12 protein-coding genes are annotated in these 20,931 nt (G+C 60.2%); 5 read left to right on the plus strand and 7 right to left on the minus strand.

Features of this window, described 5'->3' with window-relative positions; translation table 11 throughout:
- Positions 1 to 33: 33 nt before the first annotated feature.
- Together egtB and OHL18_RS19120 are read right to left on the minus strand one after the other, a co-directional pair.
- Positions 34 to 1,326 (minus strand): ergothioneine biosynthesis protein EgtB, encoded by a 1,293-nt coding sequence (gene egtB, locus OHL18_RS19115; RefSeq protein ID WP_263376468.1) that lies wholly within the window; start codon positions 1,324 to 1,326, stop codon positions 34 to 36.
- 117 nt (positions 1,327 to 1,443) lie between these two features.
- Positions 1,444 to 2,112, minus strand: coding sequence for a VIT1/CCC1 transporter family protein (locus OHL18_RS19120; RefSeq protein WP_263376469.1), 669 nt, complete (start codon positions 2,110 to 2,112; stop codon positions 1,444 to 1,446).
- A gap of 212 nt (positions 2,113 to 2,324) precedes the next feature.
- On the opposite strand from OHL18_RS19120, the gene OHL18_RS19125 reads away from it, so the two are divergent.
- The 4 genes from OHL18_RS19125 (at position 2,325) to OHL18_RS19140 (ending at position 9,938) form a co-directional block, all read left to right on the plus strand.
- Positions 2,325 to 3,167 carry a DUF5666 domain-containing protein gene (locus OHL18_RS19125; RefSeq protein WP_263376470.1) on the plus strand — a complete coding sequence of 281 codons (843 nt, stop codon included), beginning with the start codon at positions 2,325 to 2,327 and terminating at the stop codon, positions 3,165 to 3,167.
- A 152-nt stretch (positions 3,168 to 3,319) separates the two neighbouring features.
- Positions 3,320 to 6,697: a TonB-dependent receptor gene (locus OHL18_RS19130; RefSeq protein ID WP_263376471.1), complete on the plus strand. Its 3,378-nt coding sequence runs from the start codon at positions 3,320 to 3,322 to the stop codon at positions 6,695 to 6,697.
- 14 nt (positions 6,698 to 6,711) lie between these two features.
- Positions 6,712 to 8,946, plus strand: coding sequence for a VWA domain-containing protein (locus OHL18_RS19135; RefSeq protein ID WP_263376472.1), 2,235 nt, complete (start codon positions 6,712 to 6,714; stop codon positions 8,944 to 8,946).
- Positions 8,947 to 9,008: 62 nt separating this feature from the next.
- Positions 9,009 to 9,938, plus strand: coding sequence for a tetratricopeptide repeat protein (locus tag OHL18_RS19140; RefSeq protein ID WP_263376473.1), 930 nt, complete (start codon positions 9,009 to 9,011; stop codon positions 9,936 to 9,938).
- Positions 9,939 to 9,946: 8 nt separating this feature from the next.
- On the opposite strand, the gene OHL18_RS19145 is transcribed toward OHL18_RS19140, so the two are convergent.
- From OHL18_RS19145 to OHL18_RS19165, 5 genes are all read right to left on the minus strand, one after another.
- On the minus strand, positions 9,947 to 10,114 hold the full coding sequence (locus OHL18_RS19145) for a DUF5522 domain-containing protein (protein WP_263376474.1): 168 nt from the start codon (positions 10,112 to 10,114) through the stop codon (positions 9,947 to 9,949).
- Positions 10,111 to 14,535, minus strand: a complete 4,425-nt coding sequence (locus OHL18_RS19150) for a DEAD/DEAH box helicase (RefSeq protein WP_263376475.1) — start codon at positions 14,533 to 14,535, stop codon at positions 10,111 to 10,113. The genes OHL18_RS19145 and OHL18_RS19150 overlap by 4 nt, the downstream gene beginning before the upstream one ends.
- Positions 14,536 to 14,585: 50 nt before the next feature.
- Positions 14,586 to 15,182 (minus strand): KdsC family phosphatase, encoded by a 597-nt coding sequence (locus OHL18_RS19155; RefSeq protein ID WP_263376476.1) that lies wholly within the window; start codon positions 15,180 to 15,182, stop codon positions 14,586 to 14,588.
- A 110-nt stretch (positions 15,183 to 15,292) separates the two neighbouring features.
- The gene (locus OHL18_RS19160) at positions 15,293 to 16,195 is read right to left on the minus strand and encodes an SDR family oxidoreductase (protein WP_263376477.1); all 903 of its coding nucleotides are present in this window, start codon (positions 16,193 to 16,195) and stop codon (positions 15,293 to 15,295) included.
- A gap of 120 nt (positions 16,196 to 16,315) precedes the next feature.
- A complete protein-coding gene (locus tag OHL18_RS19165) occupies positions 16,316 to 17,101 on the minus strand; it encodes a DeoR/GlpR family DNA-binding transcription regulator (RefSeq protein ID WP_263376478.1) in 786 nt (261 codons plus the stop codon).
- Positions 17,102 to 17,384: 283 nt separating this feature from the next.
- Between OHL18_RS19165 and OHL18_RS19170 the strand changes: the two genes are divergently transcribed.
- Entirely contained in the window at positions 17,385 to 20,876 is a 3,492-nt protein-coding gene (locus tag OHL18_RS19170) for a TonB-dependent receptor (protein WP_263376479.1), read from the plus strand.
- Positions 20,877 to 20,931 lie beyond the last annotated feature (55 nt).

Genomic DNA, 20,931 nt, shown 5'->3' on the forward strand with positions numbered 1-20,931 from the left:
TTTCGTGCGTGTTTCGAGGGAAAGTTTTGAAAGCTAGCGTGCCAGTCGAAGCCCGGAGAACTGCCACCGGGTCGCAGGTGGAAAGAAGTTGCGGTAAGTAGGACGAATATGGCTGGCCGGGGTTACACAGGACCCTCCGCGAAGGATCACTTGGCTGGACATGAACTTGCCGTTGTACTCGCCCAGAGCGCCGGGTAGCGGCTTATAGCCGGGATAGCCGGTGTAGCCGGAGGAGGTCCACTCCCATGTGTCGCCGAAGACCTGTTTCAGGCCAGCGCCGGATGGCGCGGTGGAGGTGTGCAGAAGGTGTGATTCGATGAAGTTGCCTGCGGTCGATTTGAGGGTGGATGCGGCATGCTCCCATTCAAACTCGGTAGGGAGTCGACAACCTGCCCAGCGGGCATAAGCGTCCGCCTCAAAGAAGCTGAGGTGACAGACGGCGGTCTCGCTCAGCTCTTCGAGCGGCATCATGCCGTGCAGCGTGTAGATCGACCAACCCGATTTCGTCGCCTTATCGCGTGTCCAATAGAGCGGCGCCTCCCAGCCTTCTTCGCGCATCTTCGACCAGCCTTCCGAGAGCCAAAGTTCAGGCCTGGCATAGCCGTCCTGTTCTATGAACGCGAGGTACTCGGCGCAAGTCACCAAGCGGTTCGACAAAGAGTAAGGCACAAGGAAGACACTGTGGCGCGGTGTTTCATTGTCGAAGGCAAAGGCTTCGACCTCTGCGGGGTCGAGATCGAGGCCAATCTGGGTCAGGCCGCCTTCGAAGGAGACCCACTCGATGGGCGGGGCGATCGCTTCGCCAGCCTCGCCGGCCTTCGATTCGATATAAGCCGGATGCAGCGGATTGGTGAACAGAGCGTGCTTGATGTCGGTGGCGATCAGTTCCTGGTGCTGTTGCTCATGCTCAAGGCCAAGCACAATGCGGCGCTGGGCCTCGTCCGGCACCGAACCTGATTCGAGAAGGCCGGCGATGGCAGCATCAACGTGCACGCGGTAGGCCAGGATGGCATCGACCGGCGGGCGCGAGAAGGAAGAGCGCAGCTTCTTCTCCGGCATCTCGCCCAGAGCGTTGTAGTAGCTGTTGAAGAGCCAGTAGAAGTCGGGGTGGAATGCCTGGTATGCGGAGAGAAACTCTCGTAGGACGAACGTTTCGAAGAACCAGCTGGTGTGTGCCAGGTGCCACTTGACCGGGCTCGCGTCTGGGCTGGATTGCACCATCAGGTCCTCGGAAGTCAGAGGCTCGATCAGCTTCATCGTGGCGGCGCGGACGATGCCGAATCGCTGCAATAGATTCGAGACGGAGGGTTCGACGGCGGTCATCATGCGGGAGGTCTCCACGTTACCGGGTATGGGATGCAGGAGGCGCGATCAATGTTGGTTCTGCAATCTGATGCTCGGGACCGATGCGACGGCCTCAAAATTATCCTGCAAAATTCAACTTCAGTGGGCAGAATTCAACAGACGCGCCAGACCATACGCCGCAGCAGCCGCAACTCCGCCGATACTTACAGTCTGCAGCGCGCTCCGGAAGGCTCCCGTGCCGACCAGCCTCCCCTTGAGCGCCCCAAAGAGCGTGAGGGCGAGCAGGGTGATCAGAACAGAGAACTCCAGCGCAACAAGATTGCTGGCCACAAACATATACGGAAGCAGCGGAACAAATCCACCGGCAATATAGGAAGCAGCGATGGTAAGGGCCGAGCGATGGGCGCGGTTTGCCGCAGGCTCCTCCAACCCCAGCTCGAAGCGCATCATGAAGTCGACCCAGGCCTTCGGATTGCGCTTGAGGGCCTCGAGAACGGGCGTGGCCGCCTCTCGATCAACCGAGTACTGCTCGAAGATCTCGTATATCTCCTCTTCCTCGTCGTGGACGCGCTCCACGATCTCGCGCTCCTCTCGCTTCAGCTCGGACGCGTAGTGCTCGACATCTCCGCGCGCGGCGAGGTAGCCCCCAAGGCCCATTGCGATCGAGCCGGCGGCGATCTCGGCGAGTCCGGCGAGGACGACAATACTCGTCGGGCTGTGTCCGCCCACCGAGGATGTACCTACCGCTCCTGACAGACCTGCGGCCAGGGCGAACGGCACGGTTAGTCCGTCAGAAAGTCCAATCACCACATCTCGAACAGCTTCAGAGGATTGGAAGTGGCCTTCAACATGGGAGTGCTTCGCTACATCGTGCATTGCCGGAGTTTACCAGTCGTCTCGTTGTCCGGGTGGCGGATTCGCTCAGCCCGCGAGCCGGAATTAATTGGCGTAGCGATGCAACCCCGGGGGAGTCTTTCATTCGCTCCGAACGTCTACACAGGCATAGGAAAGCAAGCACTATGCAAACCAGAGATTTGATCTGCTTTACCACGACGTGGAGAACTCCCAAACGCGACGCAGCAACGAAGGCATCTCGCGTAGCCGCAATTGGCCTGGCGTTGCTGCTGGGAGTGCCAGCGCTGCAGGCGCAGCAGGGGCCGCCTGACGATGGGGCCTTCGCGATGGGTGCGCAGGGGCGCTTGGTGCGCGGAACTGTAACCGCCGTCGCCGGGGAACAGCTTTCGGTCAAGACCGATGCCGGCGAGATCTTTCAGGTCGCCGTGACGACGAACACCCGCCTGATGAAGGAGCGCCAGCCGGTGAAGTTTGCCGACATCCACGTTGGCGACGGCGTCGGAGCGATGGGCGTCCTGGACGCACAGGCGAAGACGATCCACGCCGCTGCTATCTTCGTGGTCGACGCCGCGCAGGTTAAGAAGATGCGCGAGGACATGGGCAAGACCTACATCAGCGGCAAGGTGACAGCGATCGACGAGCTTGAACTGACGATCCATCGCCAGGATGGGGTGACGCAAAAGATCACTGTTGATGAAGGAACGTCCTTCAAACGCGGGGGACGCAGGGCAGGCATGGCGATGCGCGGCGATGGCAGCGCGGACGCCTTTGCTGGGGGCGGCGACGCATCCGTCCGGTCTGGCGGCCCTCCTGCCGGTGGCGAGAGCATCACGCTGGCCGACGTAAAGGTTGGCGACACAATTGTCGGGCCCGGAGCGCTGAAGAGTGGAGTCTTCGTTCCGACGCAGCTTACCGTCATCGACGCTGCTTCGATGGGCCGCCGCAAGCGTCCCGATGGATCAGCGGGTGCTCCGGATCAGGCACCTCCAGGGGCAGACCCGCACTGATGCGACCATCCCCTAAAACGTCTCCACCAAAGAACCGCCGGAGTGCGCTGCCCGTCACTACGGCGACCTTCCTGCTCATGTGTGTGCCGAGCCTCACAATGACGGGACTCGGGCAGACTCCAGCGGCCCCGGAAGCATCTCAAGCAAAGCCCGTGACGTCTGCCGTTGCTCAAGGTGGAACCATCTCCGGAACGGTGAAGAGTGGGGCGATTCCGCTTCCCGGTGTTGCCGTGACCGCGACCAATACGCTTACCGGAAAGAAGTACGCGACCACCACGGACATCACCGGCGCGTTTTCGATGTCTATCCCGAAGAATGGCCGGTATGTTGTCCGTGCTGAGCTTGCGGCCTTTGCGTCGGTGACCCAGGAGGTGTTGGTCAACGCGGAGAGCCTCAATGGCGGCAAGCCAACGCAGGTAGCTGATTTCGCCATGCAGCTGGCGTCACGGCAGGCGGCACAAGCGTCGCAGACGGCAACCGTCAGCGGTGCGATCGTGCGAGGGTTGCAGAGCCTGAACGTCCAGCGCGGAGCAACGGATACATCTGACGCCAGCAGCGGAATCGGGAACGCCGGTGCCGCGCTTCCATCCGCCGCCACGGGCGACGCTGCGGGGAGTGACTCCGTGACCGTATCGGGAGCCGTGGGGCAGACCAACGGGCTGGCGGGCATCAGCGAGGACGACATCCGGCAACGCATTCAGGACGCCATGCAGCAGGCGCAGCGCCAAGGCGGAGCCAACGGCGACGTGATCAACGCCGTCGCCGGAATGTTGGGCGGCATCATGGCGGGTGGTCCCGGCGGATTCGGCGGTGGCCCAGGCGGTGGTGGCGGCAGAGGAGGTCGCGGAGGAGGAGGAGGGTTCCGTAACTTCAACCCAAGCCAACCCCACGGGACCATCTACTACCAGGGCGCTTACAACGGGCTGAACGCGATTCCCTATTCGCTGACGGGTGCGCCGACGCCGAATCTTGGCGGCGCGCAGAATAGCTTCGGGATTACCTTTTCGGGGTCGCCATCGATCCCCCACGTGATGAAAGGGAGCAGCAAGCAGTTCTTCTTTGTCAGCGTGACGGGTCAGCGCAACATCACGCCCCAAAATTTCTATGGGACCGTGCCAACCGTCGCTGAACGCTCGGGAGACTTCTCCGGCCTGACCCAGACCAGCGGCGGCACAACGGTTCCGGTCCAGCTTTATTATCCCGTGGGTACTGCAGGCGCAAACATGGTGCCGATCCCCAACAACAATCTGACGCAGGCCGGACTGGCGCTCTCCCCGGTCGCGCTGAATCTTCTGTCCTTTTATCCCGCGCCGAACATCCCCGACACCGGCACGCAGAATTACAACTACCAGACGATTACGAACGCAGGCTCGAACCGCGACACGGCGTCGCTGCGTTACGTGCGGAACTTCGGTCAGAACGCCTCGAACCCCTTCGGGGGATTTGGCGGCGGAGGCGGCCGGCGGAGCGGCGGCAACTCAAATGCGAAGCCGACGCTCTCGCAGAACATCAACTTCAATGGCAGCTACAGCCACTCCGCAAGCGACAGCCGCAACATCTTTCTCCCCTTCGGCGGATCGAGTGAGAGCGACAGCTACGGCGTGACCGGCGGCTACACCATTAGCTATGGTCGCCTCCGCAACAACGCTTCGCTGAACTGGAACCGCACTCACACGGTGGCTACGAACTACTTCACCAACCATGGCAGTGACCCGATCGATGCGGCCGGTGTGACCATTCCAAAGCCGGTCATCGGCGCGGACCCTGGCATCTACTACGGATTGCCGTCGCTCTCGTTCACCGGCTTCACGGGCATCAACGTCTCGACGCCGAGCGATAAGGTAAACCAGACGATCTCCTTCTCGGACTTTGTCGCTTGGAACCACAAGAAGCACAACATGCGCTACGGGTTCGATATCCGCCGAGTTCATGCGGACTCGATCGGCGGCACCAATGCCCTCGGCACGCTCACGTTCTCGGGATACGCCACGCAGTGCGTCGCCTCGGATACCGTGACATGTCCTACCACGCCAACCGGATCCGGCTTTGCCGACTTTCTGCTTGGCCTGCCGCAACAATCGGCGATCCAGGCAGGGGCCTTCAAGACCTACCTCCGCGCTAATGTCTTCGACTGGTATGCGCAGGACGACTGGCGCGCTCTGCCCAGCCTGACGCTGAACTTCGGCCTGCGCTATGAGTACTTCTCGCCCTATTTCGAGAAGTACAACCGGCTCGTGAACCTCGATCACAATGCGGACTTCACAGCGATCGAGGCGGTCCAACCGGACCAAAAGGGCACCTATAGCGGGAACTTCCCGCGTTCCCTCGTGAATCCGGACCGAGATCTCTATTCGCCACGATTTGGCTTTGCCTATCGGCCGCCAGAGAACTTCCTTCCCGCGCTGACGAAGCAGATGACGGTTCGTGGTGGATACGGCCTGAACTTCAACACCGGCCAGTATGCGACGATCGCCTCGCAGCTCGCCTTCCAGCCCCCGTTTGCAATCACGCAGACCAACATCGCGAACTCGCAGGGCTGCGGCGTTTTGGACCTGGCGAATGCCTACGGCTGCTCGACCGCGACGGTGCAGAACAATTTCTCCGCCAACAAAGATTACAGGCTCGGCCACGTCCAAATCTGGAACGTGGATATCCAAAAAAGACTGCCGCTTCTGATCGTCGCGAACATCGGCTACAACGGCTCGAAGGGCGGCGAGCTCGACATTCTCCGCGCACCCAATCGCACAGCAACAGGTCTGCTCAACCCTAATGTGCAGGCCTTCAACTATGAAGACTCCCTAGGCTACTCCCGCTTCAACGGCCTCACCGTGAACGTCCGCAAGCAGTTGCAGAAGGGCATCGCGATCCAGGCGAGCTATCTCTACGGCCACTCGATCGACGATGCCTCTTCCATCGGCGGCAGCAGCTCCGTCGTCGCCCAAGATCCCAACAATCTAAGAGCGGAAGAAGGCAACAGCTCCTTTGACATTCGCCACCAGGTCAGCGGCAACTGGGTCTTTGAGCTTCCCTTCGGCCCCAACCGCGCCTTCCTTGCGGCGGGCGGATTCTGGTCCAAGACGCTCGACGGTTGGTCGATCAGCGGCAACTACGCCTTCCAGACCGGCAGCTATTACACCCCGAACTTCGTCAATTCGGTGCAGGAGATCGCCACCGGCGTCAGCGGGTCCGAACGCGCCAACCGCAACTTCGCCGTGCCTATATCCGGCGCACAGACTTTTTCAAGCTGGTTCAATCCTGCCGCCTTCTCCAAGCCCGCCGATGGCACCTACGGCGACGCATCGCGCAACTCCATCGAAGGCCCCGGCGTCGTCTCGATAAACTCCTCCCTCTCGCGCACGCTGCAACTAGGCAGCACCCGATCCTTCGAGATGCGCCTCCAGGCCAACAACGTCTTCAACACGATTCAATACTCCGGCATCAACACGACGCTGAATTCGCCGACCTTCGGCCAGGTCTCGTCGGTCGCGTCAACGCGTTCACTGACCTTCGTCGCGAGGTACCGGTTCTAATGAAGACACCGACCTTGAACTCGATCTTGCTCCCTGCCCTTCACGCGCGAGGCATCATTGCGGCAATCCTCGTCGCAGCGCTTGCGCTCTCACCTGTCGTAGCGTTCTCACAGCAGCCGAGCGGCTCCGGCGCATACACCATGAAGGTTGAGTCGAATATTGTTCTGACGAACATCGTCGTCCGCGATAAGAAGACCGGCGAGGTGGTGAAGGGGCTGAAGGCCTCGGACTTCCTCATCCTGGAAGACAAGAAGCCGCAGAAGATCGTCAGCTTCGACTACCAGAACTCCGATGAAGCGGTCGCGCTGAAGGAGAAGGGTACGGTCGCCGGTAAAGCCACGATCGCCGACCTGCTGAACAACAACTTTGCCGCCAACAAGGATGAGCTTCGCGACCATCGGCTGATCGTGATCTTCTTCGACCTGAGCAGCATGCAGCCGGAAGATATCGACCGTGCCGTCGACGCTGCGAAGGACTATATCAATAAGAAAATGCAGCCCGCCGACCTGGTCGCGCTGGTCAGCCTCGACACGACGCTGAAGGTCGATCAGGACTTCACCGCGGATAAGACGGCGCTGATTCACGGAGTCGGCCGCTACAACGGCTCCGAGGGCGGCGGATTTGCAAATGGGGCGACCGGTTCATCCGATGGAACGGCGGATGACGCCTCCAGCTACACCGCGGACGACACCGAGTACAACAGCCTGAACACCGACCGCGAGCTCTACGCGATCCGCGATATCGCCCGGTCTCTAGGCCACGTAGACCAGCGCAAAAGCCTGCTCTACTTCTCCGGCGGCCTGACACGCAATGGCATCGAGAACCAGGCCTCGATGCGGGCGGCCACCAACGAAGCGGTGAAGGCCAACATGGCCATCTACAGCGTGGACGCGCGCGGTCTCGAGGCGATCCCTCCGGTCGGCAATGCCAGCACCGGAAGCCTGCGCGGCACGGGTGCTTATAGCAGCGCGGCCATGCAAAGCGGCCTCGCCGCCAACTTCGCATCGCAGGAGACGCTCGGCACGATCGCCGCTGACACCGGCGGCAAAGCCTTCTTCGACTCGAACGACTTCGCGCCGGCCTTCCAGCAGATCCAGCACGACACCGAGGCTTATTACATCCTCGGCTTCCGCTCAACGGACCCCGCAAGAGATGGCCGCTTCCGGCACCTTACGGTAAAGCTGAACCGCCCCGACTTGAAGGACGCGAAGCTCGACTATCGCCCGGGCTACTATGCCCAGGCCGACTTCCAGCACGCGAAGACCGAAGACCGCGAGCTGCAACTTACCGAGCAGCTGCGCAGCGATCTTCCTGCGACCGATGTCTCGCTCTACCTGCAGGCACTCTACTTCCGCGTGGAGAACAACGAGTTCTTTGTCCCGGTCTCGCTGATCGTGCCGGGCTCGCAGATTCCCTTCATCAAGAACGGCGACCGCGATAAGGCGACACTCGACATTATTGGGCAGGTCAAGAATGCGCAAGGAATCATCGTCGGCAACGCGAGAGAGACGGTGAAGCTTGCGCTCGACCAGGCTCAGCAGGTGCAGCGGAAGAACATCCAGTACTCCACCGGCTTCACGCTCGCTCCCGGGCGGTATCACCTGAAGTTTGTGGTGCGTGAGAATCAGACCGGAGCGATGGGCAGCTTCGAGACTGACCTTCAGGTTCCGGACCTGAAGAAGGTTCCGATCAAGCTCAGCTCCGTCGTTCTTGCCAGCCAACGCACGCCGAACACGGACAAAAGAGCGGTAAGCCCGCTGATTCGCGACGGCTTCGAGTTCATTCCGAACCTCGCGCATGTCTTCCGACCAGACCAACACCTCTACTTTCTCTATGAGATCTACGATCCAACTCGTGTCAAGCCCGGCTCCGAACCCACCGCCGCACCAACGCCTAAAGGGCTCAACCGGCGTGAGACGGGGCCGGTCCATGTCTTTACCAGCATTGAATTTCTCTCTGGCGGCGTGAAGGTCTATGAGACGCCGCTGATCGAAGCGAAGGCTGTGAACGTCGCTGACCGCAATGCGGTGGAGTTTCAGTTCGATGTCGCGCTGGCGCAACTGGCCCCCGGCAACTATATCTGCCAGGTGAACGTGATCGACGATGCGGGCGGCAGCTTCACCTTTCCGCGCACCGCGCTATTGATCAAACCGAATGCGGCTGTGCCAGGTACGCCCCAGCCCGCTCCCGCATCGATACCAATCGGAGTTCCCAATACCGCAGGACAGGTAACGCCACCAGCGCAATAGTCGCTTGACACGCGCATCATGGGGGCAGAGAATCCTTCCCAAGTTTCCCCTGGGGGATTCTCATGATATGTACGCTGCCAATCCGCCTTCTCTCCGTTTTGTCCCTCCTCGCATCTTCCTTCACCTTCACCGGCCAGACCGGAATTCCCGTCTCCGCGCACGCGCCTGACGCTGCCGGCGATCCAGAGAGCGCGATGAGGCACTCTACGCCAGAGTGGAAGCTGGTCGAACCGCATCTGCCCAATCCTTCAACCGCCAGCGCGGCAGAGCTCGAGATGCAGGGAGATCTGCTGCGTATCCGCAAATTTCTGGAAGACGCCCTCGACTACTACGGGTATGCGCAGAAACGCGGGGGCGATTCCGGAGTTCTGCTGAACAAGATTGGGGTCACGCAGCTCGAAATGGGAAACGAGACCCTCGCTCGGGCGTACTTTCAGCAGGCCGTTAAGGTTAAGCATGGCGATACACAATCGTGGAACAACCTGGGTGCAGTACAGTTCATGGACCACGACTTTCCGGCGGCGATTCGCAGTTACAAGCACGCAATTAAACTGAATAAGAAGTCGGCGGTCTCACACTCCAATCTTGGCATTGCCTATATCGAGGCGAAGGATGTGTCATCTGCCAAATCGGAGCTGACGCTGGCGCTCAAGCTCGACCCGGATATCTTTCAGCGGACCGCCTCGAATGGCTCGTCGCTGCACATGATTACGACAGGCGACCGGGCCAACTTCTGTTTCCAGATGGCGAAGGTCTACGCGCGGCTACACAATGAGCCGGAGATGTTGCACTCGCTCGAAACGGCGGCAGAGGCTGGCTTCGATGTTCAGGGCGAGATGGCAAAGGATTACGATCTTGCACGCTATGTGAAAGATCCCCGCGTCGTGAGTCTTCTTATGGTCGCCAAATCACTGCGCGACAGCCGGATCGCGCGTAGCAGCGTCGCCGCAGCGCTTCCACCGGCCGGGGCTCCGGTCGCGCCTGCACGCTAAGTGCGTGGCTACTTATAGGGACAGTGACGGCAATCGGAGTTGCAGCAGTATCCGCGCTTCAGGTGATAGGCAGCGGTGAAGACCATGTATGGGCCTTCGAAGTAGAAGTCTTCCGGAGATAGCTCTGCCGCATCGGTGTCGGCAACCTTTGAAGTAGATGCTTCGGGATCGTTCATAGAGAGAACAGTCCTGGGAGGGTTTGCTCCACGACCGGTTTCGGTAACAGTGGAAGTTCGCTGCGGAAGATGGAAGCCCGTCGCGGCTGGCTGCTGCTCGGGGTGCTGCCTGCCGTCTCGTCGCAGATGACAGCACCCTTGCGATAGCTCACAGATTTGCCCGGCACGGCTGAGACGCGTTCGCCGGGCACGACGATTCCGGCAAGGTTCATCGGATCCGCCGCAGCAACAAGGATATCGGCGGCATCCGTAGTAGCGCGGGAGAGACGCAAAGACTCGACAGCCTCGGGCAACGCAAACTGTTCGCCGCCAAATCCGCTGACGAAGCGACCGCCGCGAATCTCGCCGCGAGCCTCAAGGCGGCGCAGGATTCCGAGCAGATCGCGCCACTTCGGAGCGTTCGATTCGCGTATCAGCAGATCGCGAAAGAGCACGCCGTAGCGGGCCAGCAGCATCTTCGCAGCGGACTCATGCGCCTGGTCGGTCCGACGCGCCCGCTCTGCTCTTGTTGGAGCGTCTTGTACCTCTCCCGAGAGCAGAGACCAGCGGCCTGCAGAACTGCGTGTCTTCTTTTCGGATGAACTTGCGACGTGTTTGCGGCGAGGGTCCATCATCGCGCGCAGTTGATCGAAGCCATCCGCCGCGGCGAGGCCCGCGGTTGCTAACTCCCACAATGCCTGCTGGGTCTGAGGGCGAGTCAGCCCGGAGATCCGTTGGATATCATTGGCGAAACAGGCCCCGCGCTGTTGCAAGAGGGCACGAACCTGCACCGCCTCCGGGCTGAGCGCGGCGGCGAGTTTCGACTCATCGACGCATTGTTCTGCAAGAGCATGCGGCAGCCAATCGGCGGTCTCCCGCATATAAAAGGTGATCGGAGCGGCGTTGGTTGGAATCACGCGGCGCGGCGCGGCGCCATCTCCTTCGGACCACGCTGGATGCGGCGAGATGCGTCCCCATCCCACTGCCCCCGAAAGGCACAGTGAATCGAGCCAGCGCGGATCGTACGTGGCGATGCGCGCAGGAAGCAGCGTCCGCTCCCATTCCACCGCCGGCGCTTCAAAGCCCTCAAGCTGACGCAGCGCATCGAGCACGCCCTCCTCGCCGGAGAGCTGTGTCTGCGGCGCGAGATGCTGCCAGCGCAGCAGCCAATCCATATAGACTGCCGGCACCACCGCTTCAATCTGTTTGCGCTTCTTTCCTACGGTCAGCCGATGGATCCGCTGCAGGATGCGGCGTTCGCACCACTCGATAGCGTGATCTTCCTCTGTCTTTGCATTCTCAAAGACACCACGCATCAGCAGTCCCTGCATCTCCATGGCGAGAAACGCCTTGAAGACATCCGCTGCCTCTACCCTTAAAAACGTGGCAAAAGCTGCTGCCGTGACCGGCCCGAGAATTTGTAACCAACCTTGAACACATTGTTTGAGTGCTGATTCTTTTGTGACTCTCTGAGGAGCTTTATCTAAATCACCCCACAATACGCCAACATCCGCGATGCGCTCCGTCGCGACCCAGCATGGCGCGCCAGCACAATCCATGGTCGAGGCGCGCCCTGCATGCAGCAGACGCTCGTAGAAGACCGGCCAGTGCCGGGCTTCGGGTTGATCCAAAATCGATAGCGGCAGAGCGACGACAGACTGCAGCAGGTCATGCAACTCGTGTTCGTCTCGAAGATCGGGCCAGCACTCGCGACGTACCGCGTCGATGGCGGCCTGGTCCAGCCGCCCTGCCTCTTGCAAGATGCTGTCCGGCACGCCACGTCCCAGCGAAACCGCACGGGCGCGACGCTCTTCAAGGCCGGCCTCATCAAGATACGCGTAGGGATTCGCGTTCAGTAGCTCATGCGCGAACTGCGATGGAACGGTCGTGTCGACGGCGAGGCAGCGGATGCTTCCATCCTTGATACCCTTCAGCACCTCGATCAGACCTTCGAGGTCCATCGCCTCCTGCAGAACGTCCTTCATCACCTCATCGACTAGTGGGTGTGCGGGAATCTGGATGTCGCCGACGATGGTCTCAAAGCACGCAGCAGCCTGGGGAAAGACGCTTGCCAGCAGATCTTCGGAGCGCGTGCGCTGCACCTGCGGCGCAATGCGCTTGCCCTTCGACATGCGAAGCATTTGCAGAGAACGGCCCGCAGCCCAGCGCCAGCGCGTCTTGAAGATGGGAGAGGCGATCGCAGCCTGTTCCAGCAACTCCTTCGCGGTGTGCTCCGTAAGGAACTGGAAGACATCGGCAAGCGGAAAACTGTGCTGCTCCGCAAGCGAGATGTTGATGCCGTTGTCGGTCGCCGCTGCCTGCAGCTCGAAGTTGAAGCCTCGGCAGAAGCGCTTGCGCAGTGCCAGTCCCCATGCCTTGTTGATGCGGCCGCCGAAGGGTGCATGCAGGATCAACTGCATGCCTCCGCCTTCGTCAAAGAAGCGTTCCGCGATGATGGTGGTCTTCGACGGCACTGCACCCAGCACCGCACGGCCGGTGACGATGTAGGCGACGAGTTGCAGCGCACCACTTTCGCAGATGCCGCATTGTTCCTGTAGCCAATCGATGGCCGCTGCGACCTCTGGCTGCACGGGAGAGATGAATCCGGGCGGCACATTCGGCGTCATCGCGGAGATCTTCTCGCGAAGTTCACCCACGCCATCGCAGAGAACAGCGGTACGCTGCGGAGCTTCACCGAACCAGAAGGGAAGGTTGGGAGGAGCTCCGTGGGCGTCTTCGACAAGCACTCGCCCGGCGGCCTCCACGCGCTGGATGCGCCAGCTTGTGTTGCCAAGCAAGACTACGTCGCCGGGTGATGAGTCGACGGCGAAGTGCTCGTCGAGCGTGGCAATTTGTATCCCTTCCGGTTGCAAGATCACGTTGAACAAAGCCGTGTCGGGGATTGCGCCGCCGTTCGCGATGGCGGTCATACGAGCGCCGCGACGGGGGTGAAGCTGATGCTGCACGCCATCGCGCAGCAGATACGCTCCGTAGCGGCCTCGACTCGCTTCGATGCCCGTGTTCAGCAGGGTTATGATCTCGTCGAAGCGCTCGCGGGTGAGGTTGCGGTATGGATAGGCTCGCCGCATGACATTGAAGAGCGTGTCTTCCTCCCACGACTCCGCACCGCAACAGGCGACGATCTGCTGCATCAACACGTCGATGGGCTGCTCGGGAATTTCGAGTCTGTCCAACTCTCCCGCTCGCATCTTCTCAATCAGCGCTGCCTGTTCCAGAAGATCGTCGCGCGTGGTGGCGAAGAAGCGGCCCTTGGGAATCGCTCCGCGCCAGTGGCCCGCGCGTCCCACGCGCTGCATCGCCACCGCAACTGCCCGCGTGCTGTTGATCTGGCAGACGAGGTCGATATCGCCAATGTCGATGCCGAGTTCCAACGACGCCGTTGCGACAAGGATCTTGATCTCACCAGCCTTCAGGCGTTGCTCGGCGTCGAGCCGGAGGTCGCGCGAGAGCGATCCATGGTGCGCTGCGACGTGCTCCGCGCCAAGCCGTTCGGCGAGGGAGAAGGCGATCTTCTCCACCAGCCGGCGCGTGTTCACGAAGACTAGCGTGGAGCGGTGGTTGTTCGCATGGGCGGCGAGTCTGTCGAAGATCTCGCTCCACATACCGTTCGTCGTGACGGAGCTGAGCTCATCGCTCGGCACCTCGATGGCAAGGTCAAGATGCCGCCGCTGCCCGACCTGGATGATCTTGGCTGGCTTGCGGGATGCATCACATCCGACAAGAAACTGCGCAACCAGCTCGATAGGATTCTGCGTCGCGGAGATGCCGATGCGCTGCGGAGGCGTGCTCCGCCCGGTGAGATACGCGCCCGGAGACAGCCTGTTCTCGCCCATCACCAGCGCGTCCAGCCGCTCCAGCGACAACGCCAGGTGAGCACCGCGTTTATCGTCCGCGATGGCGTGAATCTCATCGACGATAACCGTCCGGACATGGCGCAGATGCTCTCGCGACTTGCTCGCGGTCAGCAGAAGATAGAGCGACTCGGGCGTCGTCACCAGGATGTGCGGCGGGTTGCGCAACATGGCGGCCCGGTCCTTCGTCGGCGTGTCGCCGGTGCGGACGCCGGTGCGGATCTGCGGGCAAAGATAGCCGCGCTGCATGGCAAGTTGCTGAATCTCACGCAAAGGCAGGTCAAGGTTCTTCTGCACGTCGTTCGAGAGCGCCTTCAAGGGCGAGATGTAGATGACCTGCGTCTGTGGCGGCAAAGCTCCGTCGATTGCCTGACGCAACAGCGTATCGATCGCGACCAGGAACGCCGCCAGGGTCTTTCCTGAACCAGTTGGCGCGGAGATCAGCGTCAGATCACCGCTGTCGATGCTGGGCCAGCCTTCGATCTGCGGCTCAGTGGGCGAGCCGAACTTCGCGAGGAACCACTCCGCAACCACCGGATGCGCCCAGGCGAGACTGGCTGGAGTTTCCATGCGCTATTGTAGCGCGGGTCTTCGTCCTTTATTCGCCGCGAAATTTAGAACTACATTCCGCCATTGCCGACATCTGCGGCTGCAGCGGATGGATTCTCCGCGTCCAGATACTCCTCAATCACGCGATCGAGTGAGCCTTGCGCCGTCAAGATGAAGTCGATCGCATCGCGACCTGCACCATGGCCTCCGCCATTTGGCGTGACATAGTGAGCCATCGCTTTCACCTGGGGTCTGGCGTTTGCGGTCGCAATAGCGAGGCCGCAGATCCGCATCACGGGAAAGTCGACGATGTCGTCGCCAACGTATGCGAGCTCCTCCATCGCGATGCCTGTCTTGGCAACAATCTCTTCAGCGGCGGCCAGCTTGTGCGCCTGCCCCTGATAGGTGAACTCCACTTTGAGATCATTAGCGCGGATTGCGACAGTGCGTGAGCGGCGCTTGGTGATGATGCCGATGCGCAGGCCGCCTAGCCGAGCAAGCGAGATACCCAGGCCGTCGTGCGCGGCGAAGCCCTTGAACTCGATGCCTTTGGCGTCGGCGCTGGAGGTTTCAGGAAGGACGAAGATCTGGCCATCTGTCAGGACGCCGTCTACATCGAAGACGATAACTTTGATCTTTTTTGCGCGTTCCTCGGCGGATATTGACATGCTTCGATCTTACAAGCCGCGAACCAGGGCGAGACATAGTCGCTAGTTCGCCCCACGCGAGCGGCCAGCGGAAGAAAATCGCGCTGGCCGTTGCCTCGCTGACCTGCGAATTACGAAATTTCCAGTCCACCTGTAGCCCCGTAAACTTCCCCTGTTACGTAGCTCGATTCCTGCGACGCAAGCAACACGTAAAGTGGTGCCATCTCTACTGGCTGACCGGGCCTTTTCATCGGAGTTTCAGAGCCGAATTCGGGGATCTTTTTATCCGGCTGACCGCCGCTGGTTTGCAGCGGAGTCCACACCGGACCGGGAGCTACACAGTTCACACGAATGCCATCCTCGGCGACCTGGCGGGCCAAGGCTCGCGTGAAGGCAAGGATCGCCGCCTTCGTGGGAGCGTAGTCGAGCAGGCTTGGGCTGGGATGTGTCGCCTGGATCGAGGCGGTTGTGATGATGGACCCTCCCGGAGGCATCAGCGGCAGGGCCTCCTGACAGAGCCAGAAGAGCGCCGTTACATTTACGCGGTAGGTCTGTTCAAACTGCTCCGTCGTGATGTCGGCGATCTTGTCGACTGCGTGCTGCTTGCCAGCTACGGCTGCAAGAATATCCAGTCCGCCCAGATGCCTATGAGCGTCCCTGATGAGTTTGCGGCAGAACCTCTCATCGGAGAGATCGCCCGGTAGAGCGAATGCCTTGCGGCCCTCGGCTTCGATAAGGGCGATCACCTCTTTCGCGTCGGACTCCTCACTGGGAAGGTAATTGATCGCAACGTCGGTACCCTCGCGCGCGAAGGCGATCGCCGCCGCGCGTCCGATTCCTGAGTCGCCGCCGGTCACGAGCGCCTTGCGGTCGCGAAGGCGACCGTGGCCGATGTAGCTGGTCTCGCCGTGGTCAGCCTTGGGGGTCATCTTGCCGTCAAGGCCGGGGACGTTCTGGGGCTGGTGCTTGAACTTCGGTTGCGGATATTGTGTGGTGGGATCCTGAAGTGTGTATATGTCGCTAGTAGTGGCCATATTCCCTCTCTTCACGCCGTCTGATGCGAGAGGGTCACTCCGTGTTGCGCGTGGATTCCTGGCACGCGAGCGGTTTTCAGCCCCCGAAAAGAAGCGTGGGGCGAGATGCGAAGACCGGGCCTAAACGAGGGCGACGTTGACTCCCTGGCGCTCGAAGAGTTCCAGCATCCCGGGTTCCGCACTGCTGTCCGTGATAATGCAATGGACCTGTTCAATGGGGCATACCTGCATCGCCGAGATCATGCCAATCTTGCTCGAATCGGCAACCACCACCACCTGCTTCGCGTGTTTCACCATCTCGTTCAGGATCAACGCCTCGTCCGACTCAATGACGGTGATTCCGTGCTTTGGATGAACGCCGCAGGCACCGAGAAAGAGCTTGTCGAAGAAGAGCCGCTGCAGCGAATCGAAGGCGGTCGCTCCGACCATGGAGAACGATCCCGGCCAGCGGATCGCGCCCCCGGTCAGGGTTATCCGAAGGTTGGGGAGGCTCGATAGCTCCATTCCAATATTCACCGCGCTGGTCACAATGTGGATCCCTTCACGATGCCGCAGGCTGCGGGCGACCTGGGTTGTCGTCGTGCCAGGTGAGAGCGCGATGGTGTCTCCATCGGCGACCATCGCCGCGGCAGAGAGGGCGATTTGCCGCTTCTCGTCCGCGAATCGCTCCTCACGCAATGGGAAGGCCGCGTCGAAGCGGAACGGCTCGTAGGCCATCTTTCCGGCGACCTCGGCTCCGCCGTGCCTGCGATTTACCAGGCCCCGCTCTTCCAGTTTGATCAGATCACGCCGGACGCTGGCTGGCGACGCGTCCACTGCGAGCGCCAGCTCCTCGACGCTGCCCTTGCCTTTCTGAAGCAGCAAATGGAGTATCTGCGTTGCCCGATCCTGTTTCGTTGCCGTCATTTCCTTGTGAATCTCCTTCGGAACCATGCTACGTGAAGGTCAGCGATCGTCTTCGCGGTGGCCTGCGGTAAAGGTTAGTCTTCGAGCAAACATTGCAAAAACTTGTCCAAAAAAACCTTAGGATTGCAGAAATATGAAAATGTTTGTTGACATTCGATGAATCTCTTCATATCCTCGCCTTCACGAACCCAAAACAGGCAGCACCGGCGTTTTGTTCCATCAGCCGTATGCGCACTAGAGATCTCGGCCGCGAGCCAAATCAGGAATTTCAGGAGAGCCAGTCATGAACCTACGCACTCTACGAACCTCAGTCCTTCTGTCCTGCCTGATGGTAGCGGCGTTCCTTTGTCCGATGACAAATGAAGCCCAGACCGTCACCGGCTCCGTTACCGGACAGGTCACTGACTCAACCGGCGCGAGCATACCGAAGGCCGAAGTGACCGTGGAAAATATCTCCACGGGTATCAAGACTTCCACGACAACGAACGGAAGCGGCGTTTACACGGTCCGTTTCCTTCCTATCGGCCAGTATCGAGTAACTATCGTAGCGACCGGATTCGGCCCGCTGACCACCGAGGTCTTTACTCTCGAAGTCAATCAGACGGCAGAGTTCAATGAGAAGCTCGGCATCGGTGCGACTACTAAAGTCGATGTGACCACCGAAGTTGCTCCCATTCTCGACACCACCGACGCAACCCTTGCAACCACCTTTACGGCGACGCAACTCGCGAATCTTCCCTTGAACGGTGGCAACTTCTCCGAAGTGACCATCTTCCAGCCCGGAGCGGTAGCAACCAGTCCGCAAGGCTTCACAGGCAACAATGCGATCGAGCGTGAAAACTTCAACAGCGGAACGCCGTCCATCAATGGCAACCGCGGCCAGGCAAACAACTACACCCTGGAAGGTGCGGACAACAACGAAGGCCAGAACAACCTGATCGCCTACAACCCCGCCGTCGAGGCCCTTGGAGAAGTTCGTGTCATCTCCTCGAACGCACCCGCGACCTACGGAAACGCAAATGGCGGAGCTGTCGTCGCTCTCTTCAAGTCCGGTACCAACCAGCTGCACGGCTCGGCATTCGCTTACCTGCAAAACGACCAGCTCAACGCCAACACCTGGGGCAATAAACACGCAGCTCCGATCGTAGCCAGAAATCCCTATACCCAGACTCAATTCGGCGGGACCATTGGGGGACCTGTCGTCATCCCTCACTTGTTCAACGGCCACGACAAACTCTTCTTCTTTGGCGACTACAAGGGCGTCCGCAAACATACCGGCGGCTCAGGCCTTACGAGTGTCATCCCCTCTGCCTTTCGCAAGGGTGACTTCAGTGCGCTTTTGAATCCTCCGGTCATCGATGGCTCGCAAGAGTTCCAGCCGATCCAGCTGTACGACTCGCAAAACAACTTCGCACCCTACGTCAATAACCAGGTCCCCATTACGAATCCGGTTGCCACGTATCTCTTCGCCCATCCGGAACTCTATCCGGTTGAGAACACCACCCCTTCGGACGGAAAGATGAACAACAACTATCAGGGGCCGCAGAAGAACTTCGTCGTCAACAATCAGTTCGACGTAAAGGTCGACTTCGCGCCTGGCCAGTCCAACAAGTTCACGGCCTTCTACTCGCAGGGACGCGCCTACGATGGGAGCTCAGCCCTGACTGGGGTCTCTTTTCCATCTGCCAATGTCTATCCGACCAAACTCAGCGGGGGAAGCTGGATTCACACCTTTTCGAGCGCCATCGTCAATGAAGCCCGGTTTGGCTTTACGCGGGTCCGGTGGGACAACAGCATCCCCACCGATCCCAGTGGCGCCTTCGGATTAAGCGGGAACTCGATTGTGGGCATCCCTTTCGGCACACAGCAGTATGTCGGCTTCTCGCAGCAGAGCTTCGGCTCCGGCAACGTTGGGACTAGTGCCAATACGCAGATTCTTCGCGACAACACCTTCAACTATTACGACAATCTGACCTGGCAGTTCCATCAGCACCTGCTGTCCATGGGCATCCAGGCGACGCGCTACCAGCAGAACTACCTCAATGCATCGAACTTCGGCTTCCTGGGAACTTTCAACTATAACGGTCAATACACCAGCTCTCCCGGCACGGATTCGGCCCCCGGATACGGTCCTGCTGATTTCGTGCTTGACCGCGTTCAAAACACCCAGCTTGGGTCGACTCTTGGCATCATTGGAAACCGTCAATGGCGCACCGCCGAATACTTTCAAGACGATTGGAAGGTCAGCTCGAAGCTGACCATCAATCTAGGGGTCCGTTACGAACTCGACCAACCCTGGCACGAGGCCCACAATAAGACCGCCAACGTGATCCTGGTCGGCGGAGTGGCGCAGTTGGAGTACGCAGGGTCAGTCCCTACGGGCGCAGCCGCTGGCGCAACCGTTTGCCCAACAAAGGCCTGCTACAACGCCACTTACAACCAGATCCAGCCGCGTTTCGGGTTCGCCTACCAGGCCGCTTCGCGACTCGTGCTTCGCGGCGGCTACGGCGCGACCAGTTTCTTCGAAGGCGACGCGTTCAATCAGCGCCTGACCTCAAGCCCACCCTTCGCCGTTGGCAGCAACGTCACGGCAGCGCCACCGACGACCACCTCAGGCGGTACGCCGTTTACCGTGCAGGGAGGCCTCAGCCCGCAGTTCAACGACGTCACGAACTCCGTGTATTCGATCTGGCCGCAGAACCAGCAGCCTGCCTATATTCACGAGTACAACCTCACCACGGAATATGCCCTGACGAACACGCTCTCTCTGAGCGCAAGTTATCTCGGTGAGTCCGGGCACCACCTCGCGGATTACGGTAATCCGAATGGCTGGACCCTGGCGCAGAACGACATCTATTCCTTGCTTTCGCCGACGGTCCAGGGCAACCCCGCGCTATATCCTGCTTCGCTCAACACCCCGTACATGAATCTTCCCGGAGTCGGCCCAGGCGGATATGTGCTCGAAACCGAGTCTCGCGCGATGATGAACTACAACGGTCTACTCACGTCCCTGCGCCAGCGCACCAGCCATGGCCTTGAGTACACCATCAACTACACCTTCGCCAAGGCGATGACGGATAGCTCCGGCAACTACGGCTCCTCTCCGGGCACCTCGGGTTCGAGCGGCGCTTACCAGAACTACTTCGATAGCGCGGCGGATTACGGCGTCTCCTCGAACGACATTCGTCACAACCTCAGCGCAATCGGCACCTACGCTCTGCCCTTTGGGCACGGCATGATGTACGGCGGCAATATGAACCGCGCCCTGGATCTCGCCGTGGGCGGATGGAAGATCTCTGGCTCTCTGATCAACTACTCCGGCCTCCCCATTACGATCAACGGGCCAACCGCGCTGCAGACCAACAACCCAGGCGGCGGATTCAGGGCAAACCAGTACCGTCACTTCAAGGTGGTCAACCGCACCATCGACCACTGGTGGGGAACTGACGCCTCGACGATTCCTTGTGCAGCAGGCACAGATAATGGGGTCTGCGCGTACGGGATCGCGTCAGCCACGCCAGGCCAGCTCCAGTTTGGAACGGCCGCAATCAACACCGAACGCGCGCCGGGATACCGCCAGATTGATAGCTCGCTCTTCAAGGACTTTCACATCTACGGAGAACACGCTATCGGATTCCGCGCCAACTTCTACAACCTCTTCAACATCTCCAGCTACGGCAACCCGGCGAACAATGTATCTGGAACTCTTGGACAGATCACAGGCGTCAATTCGCCTCCGCGTCAGATCGAGCTGAGCGCCCACTACAACTTCTAACCGAACCTTCTAAAGAGCGCGGGTGCGATTGACTAACGGCAATCGCACCCGCGCT

The organism is Granulicella aggregans (assembly GCF_025685565.1).
In the GTDB taxonomy this organism is placed as follows: domain Bacteria; phylum Acidobacteriota; class Terriglobia; order Terriglobales; family Acidobacteriaceae; genus Edaphobacter; species Edaphobacter aggregans_B.

Excerpts from the sequence above, each read along its gene's own strand:
- OHL18_RS19145 (WP_263376474.1), bottom strand. The coding sequence starts at position 10,114 with ATGAACGATCCCGAAGCATCTACTTCAAAGGTTGCCGACACCGATGCG.
- OHL18_RS19155 (WP_263376476.1), bottom strand. The coding sequence starts at position 15,182 with ATGTCAATATCCGCCGAGGAACGCGCAAAAAAGATCAAAGTTATCGTC.
- OHL18_RS19150 (WP_263376475.1), bottom strand. The coding sequence starts at position 14,535 with ATGGAAACTCCAGCCAGTCTCGCCTGGGCGCATCCGGTGGTTGCGGAG.
- OHL18_RS19140 (WP_263376473.1), top strand. The coding sequence starts at position 9,009 with ATGATATGTACGCTGCCAATCCGCCTTCTCTCCGTTTTGTCCCTCCTC.
- OHL18_RS19165 (WP_263376478.1), bottom strand. The coding sequence starts at position 17,101 with ATGACGGCAACGAAACAGGATCGGGCAACGCAGATACTCCATTTGCTG.
- OHL18_RS19160 (WP_263376477.1), bottom strand. The coding sequence starts at position 16,195 with ATGGCCACTACTAGCGACATATACACACTTCAGGATCCCACCACACAA.
- OHL18_RS19125 (WP_263376470.1), top strand. The coding sequence starts at position 2,325 with ATGCAAACCAGAGATTTGATCTGCTTTACCACGACGTGGAGAACTCCC.
- egtB (WP_263376468.1), bottom strand. The coding sequence starts at position 1,326 with ATGATGACCGCCGTCGAACCCTCCGTCTCGAATCTATTGCAGCGATTC.
- OHL18_RS19170 (WP_263376479.1), top strand. The coding sequence starts at position 17,385 with ATGAACCTACGCACTCTACGAACCTCAGTCCTTCTGTCCTGCCTGATG.